Consider the following 20,227-nt stretch of genomic DNA (forward strand, 5'->3'; position numbering starts at 1 on the left):
ACACAAAATCAATTAGCCTGTATCAAGGCGGCAAGAAAACAAATCCCGATGAGCTTACTTTAGTAAATGATTCAGGGGAGAGTACGCAGCCAACACGGATACAGGTTGAAGGATGAAGTGTATGAATTCCACCTCGTTGTATGCCGCCATTGATCTCGGTTCCAATAGTTTTCATATGCTGGTCGTGCGCGAGGCGGCGGGAAGCATCCAGACGCTGACCCGAATAAAACGCAAGGTGCGTCTGGCCGCGGGTCTGAACCACGACAACCACCTTTCAGCCGAAGCGATGGAACGCGGCTGGCAATGCCTGCGTCTGTTTGCTGAACGTTTGCAGGATATCCCGCAGCCACAAATCCGCGTGGTTGCCACCGCAACATTGCGTCTCGCCGTCAATGCGGGTGAATTTATCGCGAAAGCGCAGACTATCCTTGGTTGTCCGGTGCAGGTTATCAGCGGCGAAGAAGAGGCGCGGCTGATTTATCAGGGAGTCGCTCATACCACCGGCGGCGCAGATCAGCGACTGGTGGTGGATATCGGCGGCGCCAGCACTGAACTGGTTACCGGCACTGGCGCGCAAACCACGTCGCTGTTTAGCCTGTCGATGGGCTGCGTAACGTGGCTTGAACGCTATTTTAGCGATCGTAATCTGGCGCAAGAAAATTTTGATGACGCGGAGAAAGCCGCGCGCGATGTACTGCGTCCGGTCGCCGATGAACTGCGTTTTCATGGCTGGAAGGTCTGCGTGGGTGCCTCCGGCACCGTACAGGCATTGCAGGAAATCATGATGGCGCAGGGGATGGACGAGCGCATTACGCTCGCCAAACTGCAGCAGCTAAAACAACGCGCGATACAGTGCGGGCGTCTGGAAGAGCTGGAAATCGAAGGCCTGACGCTGGAGCGCGCGCTGGTTTTCCCAAGCGGGCTGGCTATTCTAATCGCGATATTTACCGAGCTGAACATCCAGAGCATGACGCTGGCAGGCGGCGCGTTACGCGAAGGGCTGGTGTATGGGATGTTGCATCTGGCGGTAGATCAGGATATCCGCAGCCGCACGCTGCGAAACATTCAGCGTCGGTTTATCGTCGATACCGATCAGGCAAATCGTGTGGCGAAGCTGGCAGATAACTTCCTCAAACAGGTAGAAAATGCCTGGCATATTGAACCTATCAGTCGTGAACTGTTGCTTAGCGCTTGCCAGTTGCATGAGATCGGTCTGAGCGTTGATTTTAAACAGGCGCCCTATCATGCCGCCTATTTAGTACGCCATTTGGATCTGCCTGGCTATACGCCCGCGCAGAAAAAGTTGCTCGCCACCCTCTTACTGAATCAGACCAATCCGGTCGATCTCTCTTCGCTTCATCAGCAAAACGCGGTACCGCCCCGTGTTGCGGAACAGCTATGCCGTTTGCTGCGACTGGCGATTCTTTTTGCCGGTCGCCGTCGTGACGATCTGGTACCAGAAATTACGCTACAGGCGCTAAATGAAAATCTGACGTTAACCTTGCCTGACGACTGGCTGGCGCATCACCCGCTGGGTAAAGAGTTGATTGATCAGGAAAGCCAGTGGCAAAGCTATGTACACTGGCCGCTGGACGTTCGCTAACCGTAGTCTGATTGCCGGATGACGCTTCGCTTATCCGGCCTACGATTTCGCTCGCTTTGCCGCCATCATGGCTTTCAGATTAGCCAGGTGACTTTGCCCTTTTTGCATTCGCTCCTCAGCGCTTACCACTTTGCGCTCCTGCTCCCAGATTAAATCATCCTGCGGCAGTTCTAACAGGAAGCGACTGGGTTCCGGGCGCACCAGTTCCCCATACTGACGGCGCTCTTTACATAATGTAAAGGTGAGCTCTTTCTGCGCACGAGTGATCCCGACATAGGCCAGCCGACGCTCTTCCTCAATATTGTCTTCGTCAATGCTGCTTTGATGCGGCAAAAATCCTTCTTCCATTCCCACCATATAGACATACGGGAATTCCAGTCCTTTCGACGCATGAAGCGTCATCAACTGTACCTGATCCAGCTCTTCTTCGCTCTCGCCGCGCTCCATCATATCGCGCAGCGTAAAGCGTGTAACCACCTGGGTGAGCGTCATCGGCTCATCGAGTTCGTTGCCTTCCAGCATCTCAGTCATCCAGCTAAAGAGCTGATTAACGTTTTTCATACGCATTTCCGCCGCTTTGGGGCTCGGCGAGGTTTCGTACAACCAGGATTCATAGTCAATACCGTGGATGAGATCGCGCACGGCGGCGACAGGCTCGCGTTCGGCCAGACGCTGGATTTCCCCCAGCCAGTGGGTAAAACGCGTCAATGAATCGTAACCACGTCCGGTCAGCTTCTGGCTAAGCCCCATATCAAAGCTGGCGGTAAACAGGCTCTTATTACGCGTCATTGCCCATTCACCCAGCTTTTGCAGAGTAGCCGGACCGATTTCGCGTTTTGGCGTATTCACGATGCGCAGGAAAGCGCTGTCATCATCCGGGTTGGTCAACACCCGCAGGTAGGCCAGCAGGTCTTTAATCTCCGGACGGGAGAAGAATGAGGTGCCGCCGGAAATTTTGTACGGAATGCGGTTCTGCATGAGGAATTTTTCAAATACCCGCGACTGATGATTCCCGCGATACAGAATGGCGTAATCCTTGTACTGGGTCTTGTTCACAAAGTGATGGGCAATCAGTTCGCCGGTAACGCGCTCAGCTTCATGCTCTTCATTGTTTGCGCTTAACACTTTAAGTTCCGCGCCGTAACCGAGCTCGGAAAAGAGGCGCTTTTCAAAGACGTGCGGATTGTTGGCGATGAGAATATTCGCCGCTTTCAGGATGCGGCCCGAAGAACGATAGTTTTGCTCCAGCTTAATCACCTGCAGCGCCGGAAAGTCCTGGCTCAGTAACACCAGGTTTTGCGGACGCGCCCCGCGCCAGGAGTAGATAGACTGATCGTCATCGCCTACGACCGTAAAGCGCGCGCGTTGCCCGACCAGCAGCTTAACCAACTCATACTGGCTGGTGTTAGTATCCTGATATTCATCCACCAACAGATAACGAATTTTATTCTGCCAGCGCTCGCGCACCTCGTCATTGCGTTGCAGCAGCAGCGTCGGCAGCAAAATCAAATCATCAAAATCGAGAACGTTGCATGCCTTCATATGGGCGTCGTAAAGCCCGTAGCAGTGGGCAAAAATACGATCGCGTTCACCTTTCGCCCCCGCCGCTGCCTGTGCAGGCGTTTTGAGATCGTTTTTCCAGTTGGAGATCGTGGAGATCAGCTGTTGCAACAGAACCTTGTCGTCTTCGATCAGGCCTTCGGTCAGCTCTTTGAGCAAGGCGACCTGGTCGGTATCGTCAAACAATGAAAAGTTCGATTTCATCCCCAGCGCAGCGTACTCGCGCTTAATAATATCCAGCCCTAGCGTATGAAAGGTGGAGATCATCAAACCGCGCGCTTCCTTACGGCCGAGCGTCTGCCCGACGCGTTCTTTCATCTCACGCGCTGCCTTGTTGGTAAACGTCACCGCCGCAATATGCCGGGCCTGATAGCCGCATCCGCGGATCAGGTGGGCGATTTTATTGGTAATTACGCGAGTTTTACCAGAACCCGCTCCTGCCAGCACCAGGCAGGGTCCGGTGACGAATTCGACAGCGTGTTGTTGGCCGGGATTTAAACGCATGGGAATAGTGCTCAATCTTCGAACGGGGGAGGGATTGTAGCAGAAAGCGAGGCCCAGAGAAGACCTGGCTGCCTTTTCAGGCAGCCAGGAAAAGGTCAATCAGCAGGCTCTGGCGGCAAGCGGCGTATAGCCATTACGCTGTGCGCTCTTGATCCAACTGAAAGAACCCATTAGCGCGATCGCCGTCAGCAGAACATACTCAAGCGACATCGCATAAACGCCCTGTACTGCATAGATCACGACGCTAATTACATCAATAATCACCCACAGCAGCCAGTTTTCCACGTACTTGCGGGTCATCAGCACCATCGCCGCAATCGACAACACCAGCATGGTGGAATCCCAGAACGGGAACGCATCCGGCTGGAGTTCAGGCATCGCCACCTGCATACCTACCGTTTGCAGCAGAGCGAGCATAACGCGGGTCAACATAGCGAAGACCGGATCGATAAACCACGTCATCAGCAGAATGGCGATAATACATACGCCCCCCAACCTCCATGTTTGTTGACGAGAAAGCCAGCGTACTTTCAGAGCGGCTTCCCGGGCGTCATTCTGCCGGCTCCATGCGTACCAGCCGTAAATATTCGCCGCAAAGAAAAACACCTGAAGTAGCAAGCTGGCATACAGTTGAATCTGAAAAAAGATGGCGGCAAACAGAGTGACGTTAATCAAACCAAACAGGTAATTAACGATTTTTTCCCGGCTGGCGCACCAGATGCACAATAAGCCAAAGACGGTGCCGATCGCCTCAATCCACGACAGCGCATACCCACCCTCGCCGAGAGGAATGTTGACCATTACATTGTTAATGCTGAAAAAGTCCATCATTGCTCTCCTTGCAAACTATCGAAATAAATGGCCTGAAGCGCCAGAGAAATTTGGCGCTCTTCACCTTGCTGGCACAAGGTTTCCTGCTGAACATAATGGTTAATGCTGCTCTCCAGACAGCCACTATGCGCGACGACCACGTTTAGCAACGACGCGGTACGCAGCCCTCGTAACGCCCCCACCACCATCAGCGCGGCGGTTTCCATATCCGCGCCGAGAACTCCCCTGGCCGACCATTCGGCATCCAGTTCAGCTTCGCGATCGGTATAAAAACTGTCATGGCTGCGCACCAGCCCGCAAACGGCAGAGATGTTCATCTGTTTCGCCTGCTGTATCAGCGTGGCGGTAAGATACGGGTCCGCACAGGCCGGATAACTGGCGGGCGCATAGGTTTTGCTGGCGCCGTCGTCAGCCACCGCGCCGTGGGCGATGATCACATCGCCCAACGCCAGCGAGTCCTGCAACGCGCCGCAACTACCGATACGGATTAGCGTGTTGACGCCAACCTGGCGTAACTCCTCAATGGCGATAGCGGTTGACGGTCCGCCGATTCCCGTGGAGAGCACGACTATTTCAACCCCCTGATACCAACCGCGCGCCGCGCGAAACTCCCGGTTTTGCCCCAGAATCTCAGCCTTATCAAGAAAACGGGCGATTCTATCCACCCGCCCGGGATCGCCGGGCAAAAGCGCATATTTCGCGCGGGTCATGCTTGTGTTAAGCCGAATATGGGGTTGCATCTCCCGTCTCCTTATTGTTCTGAGAGGTTCAGATTTCCGCCTCCTGTTTGAGTTTTTCAGGAGCCAGTAAAATGATCCGCTCACCGTCGGTATCGATAATGTTCAGCGATTTCAGATCGTGCAGTATCCGGTTGATACTGCGCGTCGTCGCCGCAAATTCCTGACCAAGATTCTGCTTATCAAGCAAAATAGTGGTTGATTCATATTGTTGATAACGCAGCCATAATGCCTGGCATACGCGCTGATGCAGCGAGTACAAATTGTCGCTACTGGCCTTTTTCGACAACTGGTAATACTGTTGGCTGAAAAACCGCAGCATTCGCTGGTTAAAGTGGTTATCCAGCGTCAGCCAGCGGCAAAAATGCGCTTGCGGCAGGCTGAGTAGCTGTACATTGCCGACGGCTACGACAGAACAGATGTAATGCCGCGACTCAAATATCTCTAGCTCGCCCAGCATATCTCCTTTGCCATAACGCGCCTGCCGGTAACGGCGTCCATCTTCAGCTTCGTAAAAAACATCCACTTCGCCGGCCACGATGAGTGAAAATTGCTGGCATATTTCCCCCTGGCGGCAGATAAGCGCGCCGCGGGAAATGTCGTCAAATCGCCAGCACTGCATGATTTCCAACGGGCAGTATTTGAGTAATTCATAGAGCACTGGGTCGCGTACGACCTGGCGTAGCCCTAAAAGCCAGTCGTCTGGAAATTCTGCGTTTTTCATTATGTCCATGGTATCTCGCCCCTTGTCAGAAAGGACAGGACCGCCGTCCCGTACATCCGAAATACGCCTGCTAAAAATGCCGCTTATCTCCCGGTTCATTAAATCAGGCGGGACATCTGTCCTGTAATGGCGAAGAGTATATGTCTGACGGCCTAAGGAGTGATAAAGTGACGGCCAATCTTTGCGACGTGAGAACACAATAATGGCAAAAATGGCAGCAGCACTGCATATCCTTGTAAAAGAAGAGAAACTGGCTTTAGATCTTCTGGAGCAAATTAAAAACGGCGGCGATTTTGAGAAGCTGGCGAAGAAGCATTCTATCTGCCCATCCGGTAAAAAAGGCGGTCATTTAGGCGAATTTCGTCAGGGCCAGATGGTTCCGGCATTCGATAAAGTAGTCTTTTCCTGCCCGGTACTGGAGCCAACCGGCCCGCTGCATACTCAGTTCGGTTACCACATCATTAAAGTATTGTATCGCAAATAAAAAGCCGGGTGGCGGCTACGCCTTACCCGGCCTACATCGTCTGCTTGATTTTGTAGGTAGGGTAAGCGCTAGCGCCACCCGACACTGCCTACATTAACCCGCTACCGCAATGCGTTTCATATCCGTCATATAGCCGCGCAGTTTCTTACCTACCTGCTCAATCGCATGACTACGAATCGCGTCGTTCACGTCGCGAAGCTGTGCGTTGTCTACCGCGCCTTCCGGGATAGCACTACCCAGATCGCCCGGTTGCAATTCCGCCATAAACGGTTTCAGCAGCGGTACGCAAGCGTAAGAGAACAGGTAGTTACCGTATTCTGCGGTATCGGAGATAACCACGTTCATTTCGTACAGACGCTTACGGGCGATGGTGTTCGCGATCAGCGGCAGTTCGTGCAGTGATTCGTAGTAAGCGGACTCTTCGATGATGCCGGAATCGACCATGGTTTCGAACGCCAGCTCAACGCCCGCTTTCACCATCGCAATCATCAGCACGCCTTTATCGAAGTACTCCTGCTCGCCGATTTTACCTTCAAACTGCGGCGCGGTTTCGAACGCGGTTTTACCGGTCTCTTCACGCCAGGTCAGCAGTTTCTTATCGTCGTTAGCCCAGTCAGCCATCATGCCGGAAGAGAATTCGCCGGAGATGATGTCATCCATGTGTTTCTGGAACAGCGGCGCCATGATCTCTTTCAATTGTTCGGACAGCGCGTAAGCACGCAGTTTCGCCGGGTTAGACAGACGGTCCATCATCAGGGTGATGCCGCCCTGCTTCAGCGCTTCGGTGATTGTTTCCCAGCCGAACTGAATCAGTTTTTCGGCGTATGCCGGGTCGGTGCCTTCTGCCACCAGCTTGTCGAAGCACAGCAGAGAACCGGCCTGCAGCATACCGCACAGAATAGTCTGCTCGCCCATCAGGTCAGATTTCACTTCCGCAACGAAAGAAGATTCCAGTACGCCCGCACGGTGACCGCCGGTGGCCGCAGCCCAGGCTTTCGCAATCGCCATGCCTTCGCCTTTCGGGTCGTTTTCCGGGTGAACGGCGATCAGCGTCGGCACGCCGAAACCACGTTTGTACTCTTCGCGCACTTCGGTGCCCGGACACTTCGGCGCTACCATCACCACGGTGATGTCTTTACGGATCTGCTCGCCCACTTCGACGATGTTGAAGCCGTGGGAGTAGCCCAGCGCCGCGCCGTCTTTCATCAGCGGCTGTACAGAACGCACCACGTCGGAGTGCTGTTTGTCCGGCGTCAGGTTAACCACCAGGTCCGCCTGCGGGATCAGCTCTTCGTAGGTACCCACTTTGAAGCCGTTTTCGGTCGCTTTACGCCAGGAAGCACGCTTCTCAGCAATCGCTTCTTTACGCAGGGCGTAGGAGATATCCAGACCGGAATCACGCATGTTCAGGCCCTGGTTCAGCCCCTGAGCGCCACAGCCGACGATGACCACTTTTTTACCCTGCAGGTAGCTCGCGCCGTCGGCGAATTCGTCGCGGCCCATAAAGCGGCATTTACCCAGCTGCGCCAGCTGCTGGCGCAGATTCAGTGTATTAAAGTAGTTAGCCATGATGGTGTACTCCGTGATGTTGTGTTGTCGCGCTTATTGTTCGGTTTACAGATTGCTATCTGTGCGAATGAACCCACATTACAACAGGAAATTTATTGCGGAAATTGATATATTCACAACGTTATGTTGCGGTTTATGCAACGTCAAAAACCGGAGGTCTGTCTGTGGATTTACGCGATCTAAAAACCTTCCTGCATCTGGCGGAAAGCCGCCACTTTGGCCGCAGCGCGCGGGCGATGCACGTCAGCCCCTCCACGCTCTCCCGGCAGATTCAGCGGCTGGAAGAAGATCTCGGCCAGCCGCTATTTGTGCGCGATAACCGCACCGTCACGCTGACCGAAGCCGGCGAAGAGCTGCGAGTGTTTGCCCAACAGACGCTTTTGCAATATCAGCAGTTGCGCCATACCCTCGATCAGCAGGGGCCGTCCCTTTCCGGCGAACTCCATATCTTCTGTTCAGTGACCGCGGCATACAGTCATCTGCCGCCGATCCTCGACCGTTTTCGCGCCGAACACCCTTCTGTTGAAATCAAATTGACGACCGGAGATGCTGCCGATGCGATGGAAAAGGTGGTAACGGGAGAAGCGGACCTGGCAATCGCCGGCAAACCAGAAACGCTGCCCGGCGCGGTGGCGTTTTCGATGCTGGAGAATCTGGCAGTGGTGCTGATCGCCCCGGCGCTGCCCTGCCCGGTGCGTAATCAGGTTTCGGTTGATAAGCCCGACTGGTCGACGGTGCCGTTTATCATGGCCGATCAGGGGCCGGTACGCCGCCGCATTGAGCTATGGTTCCGCCGCCATAAAATCAGCAATCCGCAGATTTACGCCACCGTCGGCGGTCACGAAGCGATGGTCTCAATGGTGGCACTGGGCTGCGGCGTGGCGCTGCTGCCGGAAGTGGTGCTGGAAAACAGCCCGGAGCCGGTACGTAATCGCGTAATGATTTTAGAGCGCAGCGATGAAAAAACACCGTTTGAGCTTGGCGTCTGCGCGCAAAAAAAGCGGCTGCATGAGCCGCTGATTGATGCGTTCTGGAAGATTTTACCGAATTAGTTTTACGGCCCTACCATTACCCGAACAGGCTTCCCAATACGGCTAAGCATATTCACCAGAGCATCAATGGTGAATTTGCTGCATTTCTTGTTGACGACATCCGAAACGCGCGGTCGGGATATATGCAAAACTGTAGCAACCTCGGCTTGCTTCATCTGGTTTCGCGTAATCCAGAGGGTAATTTCTTCCATGAGCTGTTGTTTAATGGCTAACGTGTTTTCGATTTCACTCAGGGAATCAGCGTAAAACTTTTCTGCGTCCTGCTTATCAAACCCCAAATCAGCAAAAACATTACCGCCAGATGGCGTCACATGGCGAATATCACTATCAGTTTTGGCAATCACAAGCTGTTTCTCCGTTGTTGCACCACCCGGTTATAACGCGTTCTGGCGATGTTTTTATCATGCTGACTGGTTTGTTGCGTCTGTTTTTGGAAACTATGCAAAACGTAGAGTGCTTCTTCAAACTTAGCGACATACATAACGCGATAGATACCATTGTTGTCACGAATACGAATTTCATTTACCCCAGCCCCAATTTCTGAAAACGGTTTCCAGTCATCGGGTTCAATTCCATACTGAATTTTGTGAAGCTGATAACCGACTGCTTTACGTACCGTTATGGGAAAAGCCAGGAGATCCTCCAGAGAAGATCCCACCCATCGAATTTCTTTTTCATTGGAGAGAGCTCGGGTGAGTAACATAACATCCTTGTGTATAAAATTTTATACATTGTTTTTAGCAGGTGCAAGTGATGGCGGTGCTAACGATATGGTGAGCCGAGTTTCACCACAAGCAGATTGGGCGCCTTCTGGAAAACGTCTCGCAAAATGAAATGAGTGGATGCTCCGGGCTGGCAGAAAAGCCCAATAACTGAGGGAAGATAATATCTGGATATCAGGCCCACTTTACTTTGTGGGCCCGAAAAACTAAACGCTGAATTAACCCGCCAGAAAGAACCGGAACGCCGGGTTATTGCTCTCATCATGGCATTCATAGCCCAGCTCATGCAGCCGGGTTTCGAAATCCGGCTCATGATCGCCTAACTCGAACGCCGCCAACACGCGGCCATAATCGGTACCGTGGCTACGGTAATGGAATAGCGAAATATTCCAGTGCGTGCCAAGCGTATGCAGGAATTTGAGCAACGCGCCGGGCGACTCCGGAAATTCGAAACTATACAAACGCTCCTGTAATGGCTTGGAGGGGCGTCCGCCGACCATATAGCGCACATGCAGCTTCGCCATTTCATCGTCGGAGAGATCCACTACGCTATAACCGCCGTCGCACAGTTGGGTGATAATCTCTTTTCGCTCCTCCAGCCCCTGACTGACGCGTACGCCGACAAAAATACAGGCATTTTTCGCGTCGGCAAAACGGTAGTTAAATTCGGTGACCATACGCCCGCCAAGCAACTGGCAGAATTTGAGAAAGCTCCCCTTTTCTTCCGGAATGGTCACCGCCAGTAACGCTTCGCGCTGTTCCCCCAGCTCGCAGCGTTCAGACACATAGCGCAAGCCGTGGAAGTTGACGTTGGCGCCGGAAAGGACGTGCGCCAGGCGTTCGCCGCGAATATTGTGCTGGGCGATATATTTCTTCATCCCCGCCAGCGCCAGCGCGCCGGACGGCTCCGCCACCGCACGCACATCTTCAAACAGATCTTTCATCGCCGCGCAGATAGCGTCGCTATCGACTGTAATAATGTCGTCGAGATATTCCTGACACAGCCGGAAGGTTTCGTCGCCGATGCGTTTTACCGCCACGCCTTCAGCAAATAACCCAACGCGCGGGAGATCCACTGGATGACCGGCTTCCAACGCCGCTTTCAGGCAGGCGGAATCCTCCGCTTCGACGGCAATCACTTTGATTTGCGGCATCAATTGTTTGATCAGTACCGCTACGCCCGCCGCCAGGCCGCCGCCGCCAACCGGCACAAAGACACGATCGAGATGCGAATCCTGCTGAAGCAGTTCCAGCGCCAGCGTGCCCTGCCCGGCGATCACCATTGGGTGATCAAACGGCGGCACCCAGGTAAAACCCTGCTGCTGCGCCAGCTCAATAGCTTTCGCTTTCGCTTCATCAAAATTAGCGCCGTGCAACAGCACTTCGCCGCCAAAACCGCGTACCGCATCGACTTTAATATCCGCCGTTGCTTTTGGCATGACGATCAGCGACTTCACGCCAAGCCGCGCGGAGGAGAACGCCACGCCCTGTGCATGGTTCCCCGCCGACGCGGTAATCACGCCGTGGGCTTTTTGTTCTTCGGTCAATCCGGCCATCATCGCGTAAGCGCCGCGCAGCTTAAAGCTATGTACCGGCTGCCGGTCTTCGCGTTTGACGAGAATAACGTTGTCCAGACGTGACGAGAGCTTTTCCATTTTTTGCAGCGGCGTCACCTGCGCCGCTTCGTATACTGGCGCGCGTAGCACCGCGCGCAGATACTCCGCCCCTTCCGGCGCGACTGACAGAGGTTGAGATTCCGCCATCATCAACCTCCCAATTTCGATTTATCGCGCACCGCGCCTTTATCGGCGCTGGTCGCCAGGCTGGCGTAGGCACGCAGGGCAAACGAAACCTGACGCTGACGATTTTTCGGCGTCCAGGCTTTGTCGCCACGAGCCTCCTGCGCCTCGCGGCGTGCGGCGATTTCAGCCTCACTCAACTGCAACTGAATGCTGCGGTTCGGGATATCAATCGCAATAGTGTCGCCATCTTCAATCAACGCAATAGTGCCGCCGCTGGCCGCTTCCGGCGAAACGTGGCCAATAGAGAGACCGGAAGTCCCGCCGGAAAAACGCCCATCGGTGATGAGCGCGCAGGCTTTGCCCAGCCCCATCGACTTCAGGAAACTGGTCGGATAGAGCATTTCCTGCATTCCCGGCCCGCCTTTCGGCCCTTCGTAGCGGATCACGACTACATCGCCTTCCACTACTTTGCCGCCGAGAATTGCCTCTACCGCGTCGTCCTGGCTTTCATACACTTTAGCCGGGCCGGTGAATTTAAGGATGCTGTCATCGACGCCCGCGGTTTTAACGATGCAGCCGTTTTCGGCGAAGTTGCCATACAGCACCGCCAGACCGCCGTCTTTGCTATAGGCATATTCCAGCGAGCGGATGCAACCCGCTGCGCGGTCGTCATCCAGCGAATCCCAGCGACAATCCTGCGAGAACGCCTGGGTAGTACGGATACCGGCAGGGCCAGCACGGAACATTTTTTTAACCGCTTCGTCCTGCGTAACCGTGATGTCGTACTGTTCCAGCGTTTGCGGCAGCGTCAGGCCTAATACGTTTTTCACGTTGCGGTTCAGCAGCCCGGCGCGATCCAGCTCGCCTAAAATACCCAGCACACCGCCGGCACGGTGAACGTCTTCCATATGGTATTTCTGGGTACTTGGCGCCACTTTACACAGCTGCGGCACCTTGCGGGACAGCTTGTCGATATCACTCATGGTGAAGTCGATTTCCGCTTCCTGAGCCGCCGCCAGTAGATGCAGAACGGTATTGGTCGAACCGCCCATCGCAATATCCAGCGTCATGGCGTTTTCAAACGCGGCTTTGCTGGCGATGTTACGCGGCAGTGCACTTTCGTCATCCTGCTCGTAATAGCGTTTAGTCAGTTCAACAATCCGCTTACCGGCATTGAGGAACAACTGCTTCCGGTCAGCATGGGTCGCCAGCAACGAACCGTTGCCCGGCTGCGACAGGCCCAGCGCTTCGGTCAGGCAGTTCATGGAGTTAGCGGTAAACATGCCGGAGCAGGAGCCGCAGGTTGGACAGGCGGAACGCTCCACCTGGTTACTTTGATCGTCAGAGACTTTCGGGTCCGCTCCCTGAATCATGGCATCAACCAGATCCAGCTTGATAATTTTGTCTGAAAGCTTGGTTTTCCCGGCTTCCATCGGGCCGCCGGAGACAAAGATCACCGGAATATTCAGGCGCAGCGAGGCCATGAGCATCCCCGGGGTGATTTTGTCGCAGTTGGAGATACACACCATCGCGTCAGCGCAGTGAGCGTTCACCATGTACTCCACGGAGTCGGCGATCAGCTCGCGCGACGGCAGTGAATAGAGCATACCCCCGTGCCCCATGGCGATCCCGTCATCCACGGCAATAGTGTTGAACTCTTTCGCCACACCGCCGGAAGCTTCAATCTGTTCGGCGACCAGCTTACCGAGATCGCGCAGATGAACGTGACCCGGCACAAACTGAGTGAATGAGTTCACCACGGCGATAATCGGTTTGCCAAAATCACTGTCGGTCATTCCGGTGGCGCGCCACAGCGCGCGGGCACCCGCCATATTACGACCATGGGTGGTGGTGGCGGAACGGTACTTAGGCATGCTTTATTTACTCCCCATCTTTTCCCTTCATACTTCACGCCACAGGTGCGTTGGCTGCCTCACTCACCCCAGTCACTTACGACAGTAAGCTTCTGGGGATTTGCTGCGTTGCCGCCTTCCTGTGACGCAAATTATTTGGGAAAATATTAACTTTATTTATTATGAATTTACCGGATCCAACCAGCCCCATTTATCCTCGGTTTCTCCAGTGAAGAGACCAAAGAAGGCTTGTTGAATACGCTTGGTAACAGGGCCGCAACGGCCTTCACCTACCTGGATACCATCAACGCTGCGTACCGGAGTAATTTCTGCCGCGGTTCCGGACATAAATACTTCGTCGGCCAGATACAGCGATTCACGGGACAGCACCTGCTCGCGCACTTCAATACCCAGCTCTTTCGCCAGTTTGATGATCGCGTCGCGAGTAATGCCTGGCAGCGCGGAAGAGGTAAACGGCGGAGTAAACAGCACGCCATCTTTTACCTCAAACAGGTTTTCACCTGCGCCTTCGGAGATATAGCCGTTTACATCCAGGGCGATGCCTTCCTGATAGCCGTGGCGGCGCGCTTCGCTACCCACCAGCAGTGAGGAGAGGTAGTTACCGCCCGCTTTCGCAGCGGTTGGAATGGTGTTCGGCGCAGCGCGATTCCAGGAAGAAACCATCGCATCGATCCCCTGATCCAGCGCTTCGGCGCCCAAGTATGCCCCCCACGGGAACGCGGCGATGATGACGTCAGTAGTGTATCCCGGGGGTGGGTTAACGCCCATACCGACATCGCCGACAAATACCAACGGACGGATATAGGCGCTGGTCAGGTTGTTTTTGCGGATCACTTCGCGGCAGGCTTCCATCAGCTCATCAATACTCTGGGAAACCGGAAAACGATAAATTTTTGCTGAGTCGCGCAGGCGCTGCATATGTTCACGATGACGAAACACTACCGGGCCTTTGTGAGAGTCGTAGCACCGAATCCCTTCAAATACCGACGTACCGTAGTGCAGCGCGTGAGACATTACGTGAACCTTCGCGTCTTCCCAGCGCACCATCTCGCCATTGAACCAAATATAATCAGCTTTTTTCGTCGTCATTTTTCTTCCTTTTGCGCTCAGGCGCGGATTTGTTGTGATGTGGCAGCGCTCTGGCAGATTGCGACATGCGCAACATCTACCAGTTTACTTAACTGACTAAACAGTAAGTCGACCGACCGGGGACTGGCAACGGTCAATTCAATATTTATATTCTGCGCATCGGTCGCGGCTTCCATATTCATGGAGCACACCTGAAAACCACGATGGCGCACCACGCGTAAAACACGTTCTAAGGTTTCTGGATTAAAGCGTGCCGATACATTGACCTGATGTTGCATCATGATAATTTCTCCAGCATTTCAGAGTTACTGGCGCCAGGCGGCACCAACGGCCAGACATTTTCAAGTTCGTCGATTGAGACGTGAAGCAGGTACGGCCCTTCGCTTGCCAACATCGTGTCGAGTGCCGCTTCAACCTGGTCTTTACGAGTAATGTGCTGGCCTGGAATGCCGAAGGCGCTGGCCAGCATGAGGAAATCGGGGTTATCGGTCAGGGTGGTTTCGCTATATCGCTCCTGGAAAAACAGTTGCTGCCATTGTCGAACCATCCCTAACCGCTGGTTGTCGAGTAAGACTATCTTCAACGGTAACTGCTTGCGTTTTACGGTGCCCAACTCCTGAACATTCATCATGAAGGAGCCGTCACCGGAGATACAGATAACGGTATCATTCGGTCGCGCTACTTGCGCGCCAACGGCCGCCGGTAAGCCGAATCCCATCGTCCCCAGACCGCTGGAAGTGATGAAGTTCTCCGGGCGGGTGTAAGTCATATGCTGGGCTGACCACATCTGATGCTGCCCCACATCCGTCGTCACCACGCTGTCTGCGGGTTTGCGTTCCGACAATTGCTTCAACAACAACGGCGCATAGATAGTCTCGCCAGGATGGTCATAGCGCCAGGCGTGTTCTGCGCGCAGCTCTGCACAGGACTGACGCCATGCGTCGATCTTCAGCGGTTGCTGTAATGCCGGCAACAGCGAATTTAAATCGCCCTGCAACGCGACGTGTGCCTGACGCAGTTTGTTCATTTCCGCCGGGTCGATATCCATATGGATTACGCTGGCGTTCGGCGCAAACGTATTCAGCTTACCGGTCACCCGGTCATCAAAACGTGCACCCACTGCGATCAGTAAATCACACCCTTGCACCGCGAAATTAGCCGCTTTAGTACCGTGCATTCCCAGCATGCCCAGATAGTACGGATAATCAGCTTCAACAGCCCCCAGCCCTTTCAGCGTGCAGGTAACTGGCATTTGCGTTACCGCGATAAATTTACGCAGCGCCGGAACCGCCTGCGCCATACCAACACCACCGCCGACGTACAGCATGGGTTTTTTCGCCTGTTCCAGCATCTGGCGCGCCTGTTCAACATCAGCCTGCGGGAAGGTCGCTTCGTTAGCAACGGTAGTAAACCAGGGTTCCAGCTCACCGCTGGCCAACTGGATATCTTTCGGGATATCCACCAGAACCGGGCCAGGACGGCCAGCGTTGGCGACTTCAAAAGCCTCTGCCATGATACGAGGCAGCTCTGCCAGCGACTGCACCAGGAAGCTGTGTTTGGTACAGGCCAGCGACAGGCCTAACACATCCACCTCCTGGAACGCATCAGTGCCGATGAACGGGGCGGAAACCTGACCCGTGATCGCGACGACGGGGACCGAATCTAACAACGCATCCGCCAGGCCAGTGATCAGGTTAGTGGCGCCAGGGCCGGAAGTGGCGATACAAACACCGGTTTTGCCGGTAGAACGGGCATAACCGATTGCCGCCATTGCGGCACCCTGCTCGTGTCGGCACAACAAATGCTCCACACCACCGTCATACAACGCGTCGTAAACCGGCATAATTGCGCCGCCAGGATAACCAAATACGGTTTTCACCCCCTGCGCTCGCAAAGCATGTACCACCCACTGTGCCCCGTTCATAGTTACATCCCCGTCGTAAATCTTGAGAAACAGAATTTTATGCTGTTATTCACGCTCTGCTCCTCGCTTAAGTTTTTCAGGCCAAAAAAAACCCCCGGACCTTTCGGTGCGGGGGTCTTAGTTCGTTAAGGCTTGATTTCTAAGCCTTTCCTCGTCCAAGTGCAGCCCCGCACGGTGGGATAATAATCACCACCACGCTAATCACGACCAGGCTAATCACTCGTAGAAGGGCTGTCATTTTTGTCTATTCTTGCATCTTGTTCGAAGGAATACCTAAAGAGTTACCATAGGTTTTGCCAATAGCACAAGATATTTTTTTAACCATGTTTCAGATAATGCAGGTGAATGCCTAAAAGTGCTTTGTTTTTTATAAGAAAAATTAGCAACTGAAAAATTTTCACGTTTTCCTCCCCCATTTGGCGCACTCTACACCCTGTTTTCCTTCTTTTCGCTTCTGCGAGCGTTCTTCCAGTTTGATGTTTCTTACCTGAAAATGACGCCAAAATTCAGGAAGCAGCCGCTAAAAAACAAAAAGTCAGTAATTCGATTTTCTCTTCTATCCCGCATAATCCACGTAACAGGAGGGATTATGTCACTGGCGATTGTTCATACTCGCGCCGCACTTGGCGTCAATGCGCCGCCTATCACTATAGAGGTGCATATCAGTAATGGATTACCGGGATTAACCATGGTTGGCCTACCGGAAACCACGGTAAAAGAGGCGCGTGACCGGGTACGTAGTGCGATTATTAATAGCGGATATGAATTTCCGGCTAAAAAAATAACCATTAACCTTGCTCCAGCCGATCTACCGAAAGAGGGCGGAAGGTATGACCTGCCTATTGCTGTTGCGCTTCTGGCCGCGTCTGAGCAGCTTACAGCGTCGAATCTTGAGGCATATGAGCTGGTGGGTGAGTTAGCGCTTACAGGCGCATTACGCGGCGTTCCTGGCGCAATATCAAGTGCAACGGAAGCCATCAGGGCCGGCAGAAATATTATCGTCGCAACAGAGAACGCGGCGGAGGTTGGGCTTATCAGCAAAGAAGGATGTTTTATCGCCGATCATCTACAAACCGTCTGCGCCTTTCTGGAAGGGAAACACGCCCTGGAAAGACCTTTAGCTCAGGATATGGCATCGTCTACCGCAACTGCCGATCTTCGCGATGTGATCGGTCAGGAGCAGGGTAAACGCGGCCTGGAGATTACAGCGGCAGGGGGGCATAATCTGCTATTGATCGGCCCGCCGGGTACGGGTAAAACCATGCTGGCCAGTCGACTGAGCGGGATTCTTCCACCATTAAGCAATGAAGAGGCGTTGGAAAGCGCCGCGATCCTCAGTCTGGTTAATGCCGATACGGTACAAAAACGATGGCAGCAACGTCCCTTTCGCTCACCTCATCATAGCGCCTCACTTACTGCTATGGTCGGCGGCGGCGCAATACCCGCCCCGGGGGAGATATCGCTGGCGCACAACGGAATTTTGTTCCTTGATGAATTGCCTGAATTTGAACGACGCACACTGGATGCGCTACGTGAACCTATAGAATCCGGTCAAATTCATTTATCCCGTACCAGAGCGAAAATAACGTACCCTGCCAGGTTCCAGTTAATCGCCGCAATGAATCCCAGCCCGACCGGACATTATCAGGGAAACCATAATCGCTGCACGCCAGAACAGACACTACGTTACCTTAATCGGTTGTCAGGCCCGTTTCTTGATCGTTTTGACCTTTCGCTTGAGATACCACTTCCTCCGCCCGGGATTCTTAGCCAACACGCCTCAAAGGGTGAGAGCAGCGCTACGGTAAAAAAGCGGGTCATCGCCGCCCATGAACGGCAGTACCGACGCCAGAAGAAGTTAAACGCGCGTCTGGAGGGTCGCGAAATCCAAAAATATTGTGTTTTGCATCACGATGATGCCCGCTGGCTTGAAGACACGCTGGTGCATCTTGGATTATCCATTCGCGCCTGGCAGCGTTTACTAAAAGTGGCCAGAACCATTGCCGACATAGAACTGGCTGACCAGATCTCACGTCAGCATTTGCAGGAAGCGGTAAGCTATCGGGCGATAGACAGGTTGTTAATTCATTTGCAAAAGCTGTTGGCGTAAAAAAAGGGCATTACGCCCTTTTTATTAATCATCAGCTTCGGTGTAGTCTTCTGCGCCTTCAACTTGCGGCTTGCCGCCAGACAAGGTGTGGAAGCGTTTTGGACGCTTGATACGCGTCATATACTTGGACCAGACGCGTTCTGCATCCGTTACCGGCTCGCGTTCGCCGCGACATACCGCTACAAACAGCTTCTCTTCTTCAGTCACAGGCTCACGCTTGCCAAGATCCAGATCATTAAAGGCATGACCATGACGCTCAAGCAGTTGTGCCTCTTTAATCGTGAAATCACCGTGACGAGAGAATCCACGTGGATAATGTTTATTGTCAAAATATCGATTAGTCGTCGTAAAGCTTTCCGCCATCCTGCACGCTCCTAATTCTTTGTCTGAGCTATTTATGGCGCGGAGTATTAGTTACGCTTGACAGAGTGTAAAACAAAACATTTAAATCATAACGACAAATAATTTTGTGGAGAGCACAGTGGATACGGAATTGTTAAAAACTTTCCTGGAAGTTAGCCGGACACGCCATTTCGGGCGGGCCGCAGAAGCACTTTACCTGACGCAATCCGCGGTGAGCTTTCGTATCAGGCAACTGGAGAATCAACTGGGCGTAAACCTTTTTACGCGGCACAGAAACAATATCCGTTTAACCACGGCTGGCGAAAAACTTTTACCGTATGCGGAAACGCTGATGAATACGTGGCAGGCGGCACGTAAAGAGGTGGCGCATACCTCACGCCATAACGAGTTTTCCATCGGCGCCAGCGCGTCTTTATGGGAGTGTATGCTTAACGCCTGGCTGGGGCGACTGTACCAACTACAGGAGCCGCAAAGCGGCCTGCAGTTCGAAGCCAGAATCGCTCAACGGCAATCGCTTGTGAAGCAACTTCATGAACGCCAGCTTGATCTCCTCATTACTACCGAAGCGCCCAAAATGGATGAGTTCAGCAGTCAGCTGTTAGGGCACTTCACTTTGGCGTTATATTGCAGCAGCCCTGCCCGTAAGAAATCAGAACTCAATTATCTGCGGCTGGAGTGGGGACCAGACTTCCAACAGCATGAAACAGGGCTGATCGCAGCAGATGAAGTGCCGGTATTAACAACCAGCTCAGCCGAACTCGCCCGACAGCAGCTTAGCGCATTAAATGGCTGTAGCTGGCTTCCTGTAAACTGGGCAAATGAAAAGGGCGGATTACATACCGTTGCCGACAGCGCAACGCTTTCACGGCCACTATACGCTATTTGGCTGCAAAACAGCGATAAATACTCGCTGATCTGCGATCTGTTAAAAACGGATGTGCTGGATGAACAATGAAAATGATGAAAAGAAAAAGAAGGGAACTTACGATTACCTGATCAGATAATCAGGTAATTTTAGGCAAAAAAAATCCTTAGCAGATGCTAAGGATTATTTCTGGCAGGGGCGGAGAGACTCGAACTCCCAACACCCGGTTTTGGAGACCGGTGCTCTACCAATTGAACTACGCCCCTAATTAGGGTGGCGGAACGGACGGGACTCGAACCCGCGACCCCCTGCGTGACAGGCAGGTATTCTAACCAACTGAACTACCGCTCCACCGAATTCTTTTACAACCACTGATTTTTACATCAGTTTACTGCTTAATTTGATGCCTGGCAGTTCCCTACTCTCGCATGGGGAGACCCCACACTACCATCGGCGCTACGGCGTTTCACTTCT

The 20,227-nt window shown here is 53.4% G+C and carries 20 protein-coding genes and 2 tRNA genes; 5 read left to right on the top strand and 17 right to left on the bottom strand.

Going from position 1 to position 20,227, the window contains the following annotated elements:
• The first annotated feature begins 121 nt into the window (after nucleotides 1-121).
• Nucleotides 122-1,603, top strand: a complete 1,482-nt coding sequence (gene gppA, locus ACLJQJ_RS22075) for a guanosine-5'-triphosphate,3'-diphosphate diphosphatase (protein ID WP_063809674.1) — start codon at nucleotides 122-124, stop codon at nucleotides 1,601-1,603.
• A gap of 39 nt (nucleotides 1,604-1,642) precedes the next feature.
• Here the strand turns inward: gppA and rep are convergent, their stop codons facing one another.
• The 4 genes from rep to ACLJQJ_RS22095 form a co-directional block, all read right to left on the bottom strand.
• On the bottom strand, nucleotides 1,643-3,667 hold the full coding sequence (gene rep / locus ACLJQJ_RS22080) for a DNA helicase Rep (protein ID WP_001238842.1): 2,025 nt from the start codon (nucleotides 3,665-3,667) through the stop codon (nucleotides 1,643-1,645).
• Between the two features lie 99 nt (nucleotides 3,668-3,766).
• Entirely contained in the window at nucleotides 3,767-4,495 is a 729-nt protein-coding gene (gene pnuC / locus ACLJQJ_RS22085; RefSeq protein WP_017442088.1) for a nicotinamide riboside transporter PnuC, read from the bottom strand.
• Entirely contained in the window at nucleotides 4,495-5,238 is a 744-nt protein-coding gene (locus ACLJQJ_RS22090) for a nucleoside phosphorylase (RefSeq protein ID WP_001182428.1), read from the bottom strand. Before ACLJQJ_RS22090 ends, pnuC begins: the two co-directional genes overlap by 1 nt.
• 28 nt (nucleotides 5,239-5,266) lie before the next feature.
• Entirely contained in the window at nucleotides 5,267-5,968 is a 702-nt protein-coding gene (locus ACLJQJ_RS22095) for a Crp/Fnr family transcriptional regulator (RefSeq protein WP_063809673.1), read from the bottom strand.
• A 193-nt stretch (nucleotides 5,969-6,161) separates the two neighbouring features.
• Here ACLJQJ_RS22095 and ppiC point away from each other — a divergent pair, with 193 nt between their 5' ends.
• A complete protein-coding gene (gene ppiC / locus ACLJQJ_RS22100) occupies nucleotides 6,162-6,443 on the top strand; it encodes a peptidylprolyl isomerase PpiC (protein ID WP_001096806.1) in 282 nt (93 codons plus the stop codon).
• 93 nt (nucleotides 6,444-6,536) lie between these two features.
• Here the strand turns inward: ppiC and ilvC are convergent, their stop codons facing one another.
• Nucleotides 6,537-8,012 carry a ketol-acid reductoisomerase gene (gene ilvC, locus ACLJQJ_RS22105; protein ID WP_000024943.1) on the bottom strand — a complete coding sequence of 492 codons (1,476 nt, stop codon included), beginning with the start codon at nucleotides 8,010-8,012 and terminating at the stop codon, nucleotides 6,537-6,539.
• Nucleotides 8,013-8,176: 164 nt separating this feature from the next.
• Between ilvC and ilvY the strand changes: the two genes are divergently transcribed.
• On the top strand, nucleotides 8,177-9,064 hold the full coding sequence (gene ilvY / locus ACLJQJ_RS22110; RefSeq protein ID WP_000365798.1) for an HTH-type transcriptional activator IlvY: 888 nt from the start codon (nucleotides 8,177-8,179) through the stop codon (nucleotides 9,062-9,064).
• A gap of 2 nt (nucleotides 9,065-9,066) precedes the next feature.
• Here ilvY and ACLJQJ_RS22115 read toward each other — a convergent pair whose 3' ends face one another.
• From ACLJQJ_RS22115 to ilvL, 9 genes are all read right to left on the bottom strand, one after another.
• Nucleotides 9,067-9,408, bottom strand: a complete 342-nt coding sequence (locus ACLJQJ_RS22115; protein WP_050068010.1) for a helix-turn-helix domain-containing protein — start codon at nucleotides 9,406-9,408, stop codon at nucleotides 9,067-9,069.
• Nucleotides 9,405-9,722 carry a type II toxin-antitoxin system RelE/ParE family toxin gene (locus ACLJQJ_RS22120; protein ID WP_000535852.1) on the bottom strand — a complete coding sequence of 106 codons (318 nt, stop codon included), beginning with the start codon at nucleotides 9,720-9,722 and terminating at the stop codon, nucleotides 9,405-9,407. Before ACLJQJ_RS22120 ends, ACLJQJ_RS22115 begins: the two co-directional genes overlap by 4 nt.
• Before the next feature lie 282 nt (nucleotides 9,723-10,004).
• A complete protein-coding gene (gene ilvA, locus ACLJQJ_RS22125; protein ID WP_001518457.1) occupies nucleotides 10,005-11,549 on the bottom strand; it encodes a threonine ammonia-lyase, biosynthetic in 1,545 nt (514 codons plus the stop codon).
• A 2-nt stretch (nucleotides 11,550-11,551) separates the two neighbouring features.
• The gene (gene ilvD, locus ACLJQJ_RS22130; protein ID WP_001127429.1) at nucleotides 11,552-13,402 is read right to left on the bottom strand and encodes a dihydroxy-acid dehydratase; all 1,851 of its coding nucleotides are present in this window, start codon (nucleotides 13,400-13,402) and stop codon (nucleotides 11,552-11,554) included.
• A gap of 159 nt (nucleotides 13,403-13,561) precedes the next feature.
• Entirely contained in the window at nucleotides 13,562-14,491 is a 930-nt protein-coding gene (gene ilvE, locus ACLJQJ_RS22135) for a branched-chain-amino-acid transaminase (RefSeq protein ID WP_000208532.1), read from the bottom strand.
• 17 nt (nucleotides 14,492-14,508) lie between these two features.
• Nucleotides 14,509-14,772, bottom strand: coding sequence for an acetolactate synthase 2 small subunit (gene ilvM, locus ACLJQJ_RS22140; RefSeq protein WP_000983260.1), 264 nt, complete (start codon nucleotides 14,770-14,772; stop codon nucleotides 14,509-14,511).
• Nucleotides 14,769-16,415: an acetolactate synthase 2 catalytic subunit gene (gene ilvG / locus ACLJQJ_RS22145; RefSeq protein ID WP_001012555.1), complete on the bottom strand. Its 1,647-nt coding sequence runs from the start codon at nucleotides 16,413-16,415 to the stop codon at nucleotides 14,769-14,771. The genes ilvM and ilvG overlap by 4 nt, the downstream gene beginning before the upstream one ends.
• A 2-nt stretch (nucleotides 16,416-16,417) precedes the next feature.
• Nucleotides 16,418-16,468, bottom strand: coding sequence for a peptide IlvX (ilvX, locus tag ACLJQJ_RS22150; protein WP_192930503.1), 51 nt, complete (start codon nucleotides 16,466-16,468; stop codon nucleotides 16,418-16,420).
• Nucleotides 16,469-16,554: 86 nt separating this feature from the next.
• Nucleotides 16,555-16,653: an ilv operon leader peptide gene (gene ilvL, locus ACLJQJ_RS22155; protein WP_001311244.1), complete on the bottom strand. Its 99-nt coding sequence runs from the start codon at nucleotides 16,651-16,653 to the stop codon at nucleotides 16,555-16,557.
• Nucleotides 16,654-17,004: 351 nt separating this feature from the next.
• Between ilvL and ACLJQJ_RS22160 the strand changes: the two genes are divergently transcribed.
• Complete coding sequence (locus ACLJQJ_RS22160; protein WP_000050219.1) at nucleotides 17,005-18,525, top strand: YifB family Mg chelatase-like AAA ATPase; 1,521 nt, start codon at nucleotides 17,005-17,007, stop codon at nucleotides 18,523-18,525.
• Nucleotides 18,526-18,549: 24 nt separating this feature from the next.
• Here ACLJQJ_RS22160 and maoP read toward each other — a convergent pair whose 3' ends face one another.
• Nucleotides 18,550-18,888, bottom strand: coding sequence for a macrodomain Ori organization protein MaoP (maoP, locus tag ACLJQJ_RS22165; protein WP_000840996.1), 339 nt, complete (start codon nucleotides 18,886-18,888; stop codon nucleotides 18,550-18,552).
• A gap of 106 nt (nucleotides 18,889-18,994) precedes the next feature.
• Here maoP and hdfR point away from each other — a divergent pair, with 106 nt between their 5' ends.
• Entirely contained in the window at nucleotides 18,995-19,843 is an 849-nt protein-coding gene (gene hdfR / locus ACLJQJ_RS22170; RefSeq protein ID WP_001541181.1) for an HTH-type transcriptional regulator HdfR, read from the top strand.
• A gap of 100 nt (nucleotides 19,844-19,943) precedes the next feature.
• Here the strand turns inward: hdfR and ACLJQJ_RS22175 are convergent.
• Nucleotides 19,944-20,019 (bottom strand) — tRNA-Trp (locus ACLJQJ_RS22175).
• 8 nt (nucleotides 20,020-20,027) lie between these two features.
• Nucleotides 20,028-20,104: transfer RNA gene (locus ACLJQJ_RS22180), tRNA-Asp, on the bottom strand.
• Between the last annotated feature and the right edge of the window lie 123 nt (nucleotides 20,105-20,227).

The sequence above is a fragment of the Salmonella sp. SAL04202 genome, from assembly GCF_046550775.1.
In the GTDB taxonomy this organism is placed as follows: Bacteria; Pseudomonadota; Gammaproteobacteria; order Enterobacterales; family Enterobacteriaceae; genus Salmonella; species Salmonella enterica.

What these genes read in the sequence shown, in the direction of transcription:
- ilvL (WP_001311244.1), bottom strand. Translation starts at nt 16,653, where the DNA reads ATGACAGCCCTTCTACGAGTGATTAGCCTGGTCGTGATTAGCGTGGTG.
- ilvM (WP_000983260.1), bottom strand. Translation starts at nt 14,772, where the DNA reads ATGATGCAACATCAGGTCAATGTATCGGCACGCTTTAATCCAGAAACC.
- ACLJQJ_RS22090 (WP_001182428.1), bottom strand. Translation starts at nt 5,238, where the DNA reads ATGCAACCCCATATTCGGCTTAACACAAGCATGACCCGCGCGAAATAT.
- ilvD (WP_001127429.1), bottom strand. Translation starts at nt 13,402, where the DNA reads ATGCCTAAGTACCGTTCCGCCACCACCACCCATGGTCGTAATATGGCG.
- ilvE (WP_000208532.1), bottom strand. Translation starts at nt 14,491, where the DNA reads ATGACGACGAAAAAAGCTGATTATATTTGGTTCAATGGCGAGATGGTG.
- ilvA (WP_001518457.1), bottom strand. Translation starts at nt 11,549, where the DNA reads ATGGCGGAATCTCAACCTCTGTCAGTCGCGCCGGAAGGGGCGGAGTAT.
- rep (WP_001238842.1), bottom strand. Translation starts at nt 3,667, where the DNA reads ATGCGTTTAAATCCCGGCCAACAACACGCTGTCGAATTCGTCACCGGA.
- maoP (WP_000840996.1), bottom strand. Translation starts at nt 18,888, where the DNA reads ATGGCGGAAAGCTTTACGACGACTAATCGATATTTTGACAATAAACAT.
- ilvG (WP_001012555.1), bottom strand. Translation starts at nt 16,415, where the DNA reads ATGAACGGGGCACAGTGGGTGGTACATGCTTTGCGAGCGCAGGGGGTG.
- pnuC (WP_017442088.1), bottom strand. Translation starts at nt 4,495, where the DNA reads ATGGACTTTTTCAGCATTAACAATGTAATGGTCAACATTCCTCTCGGC.
- ACLJQJ_RS22095 (WP_063809673.1), bottom strand. Translation starts at nt 5,968, where the DNA reads ATGGACATAATGAAAAACGCAGAATTTCCAGACGACTGGCTTTTAGGG.
- ppiC (WP_001096806.1), top strand. Translation starts at nt 6,162, where the DNA reads ATGGCAAAAATGGCAGCAGCACTGCATATCCTTGTAAAAGAAGAGAAA.
- ACLJQJ_RS22160 (WP_000050219.1), top strand. Translation starts at nt 17,005, where the DNA reads ATGTCACTGGCGATTGTTCATACTCGCGCCGCACTTGGCGTCAATGCG.
- ilvC (WP_000024943.1), bottom strand. Translation starts at nt 8,012, where the DNA reads ATGGCTAACTACTTTAATACACTGAATCTGCGCCAGCAGCTGGCGCAG.
- gppA (WP_063809674.1), top strand. Translation starts at nt 122, where the DNA reads ATGAATTCCACCTCGTTGTATGCCGCCATTGATCTCGGTTCCAATAGT.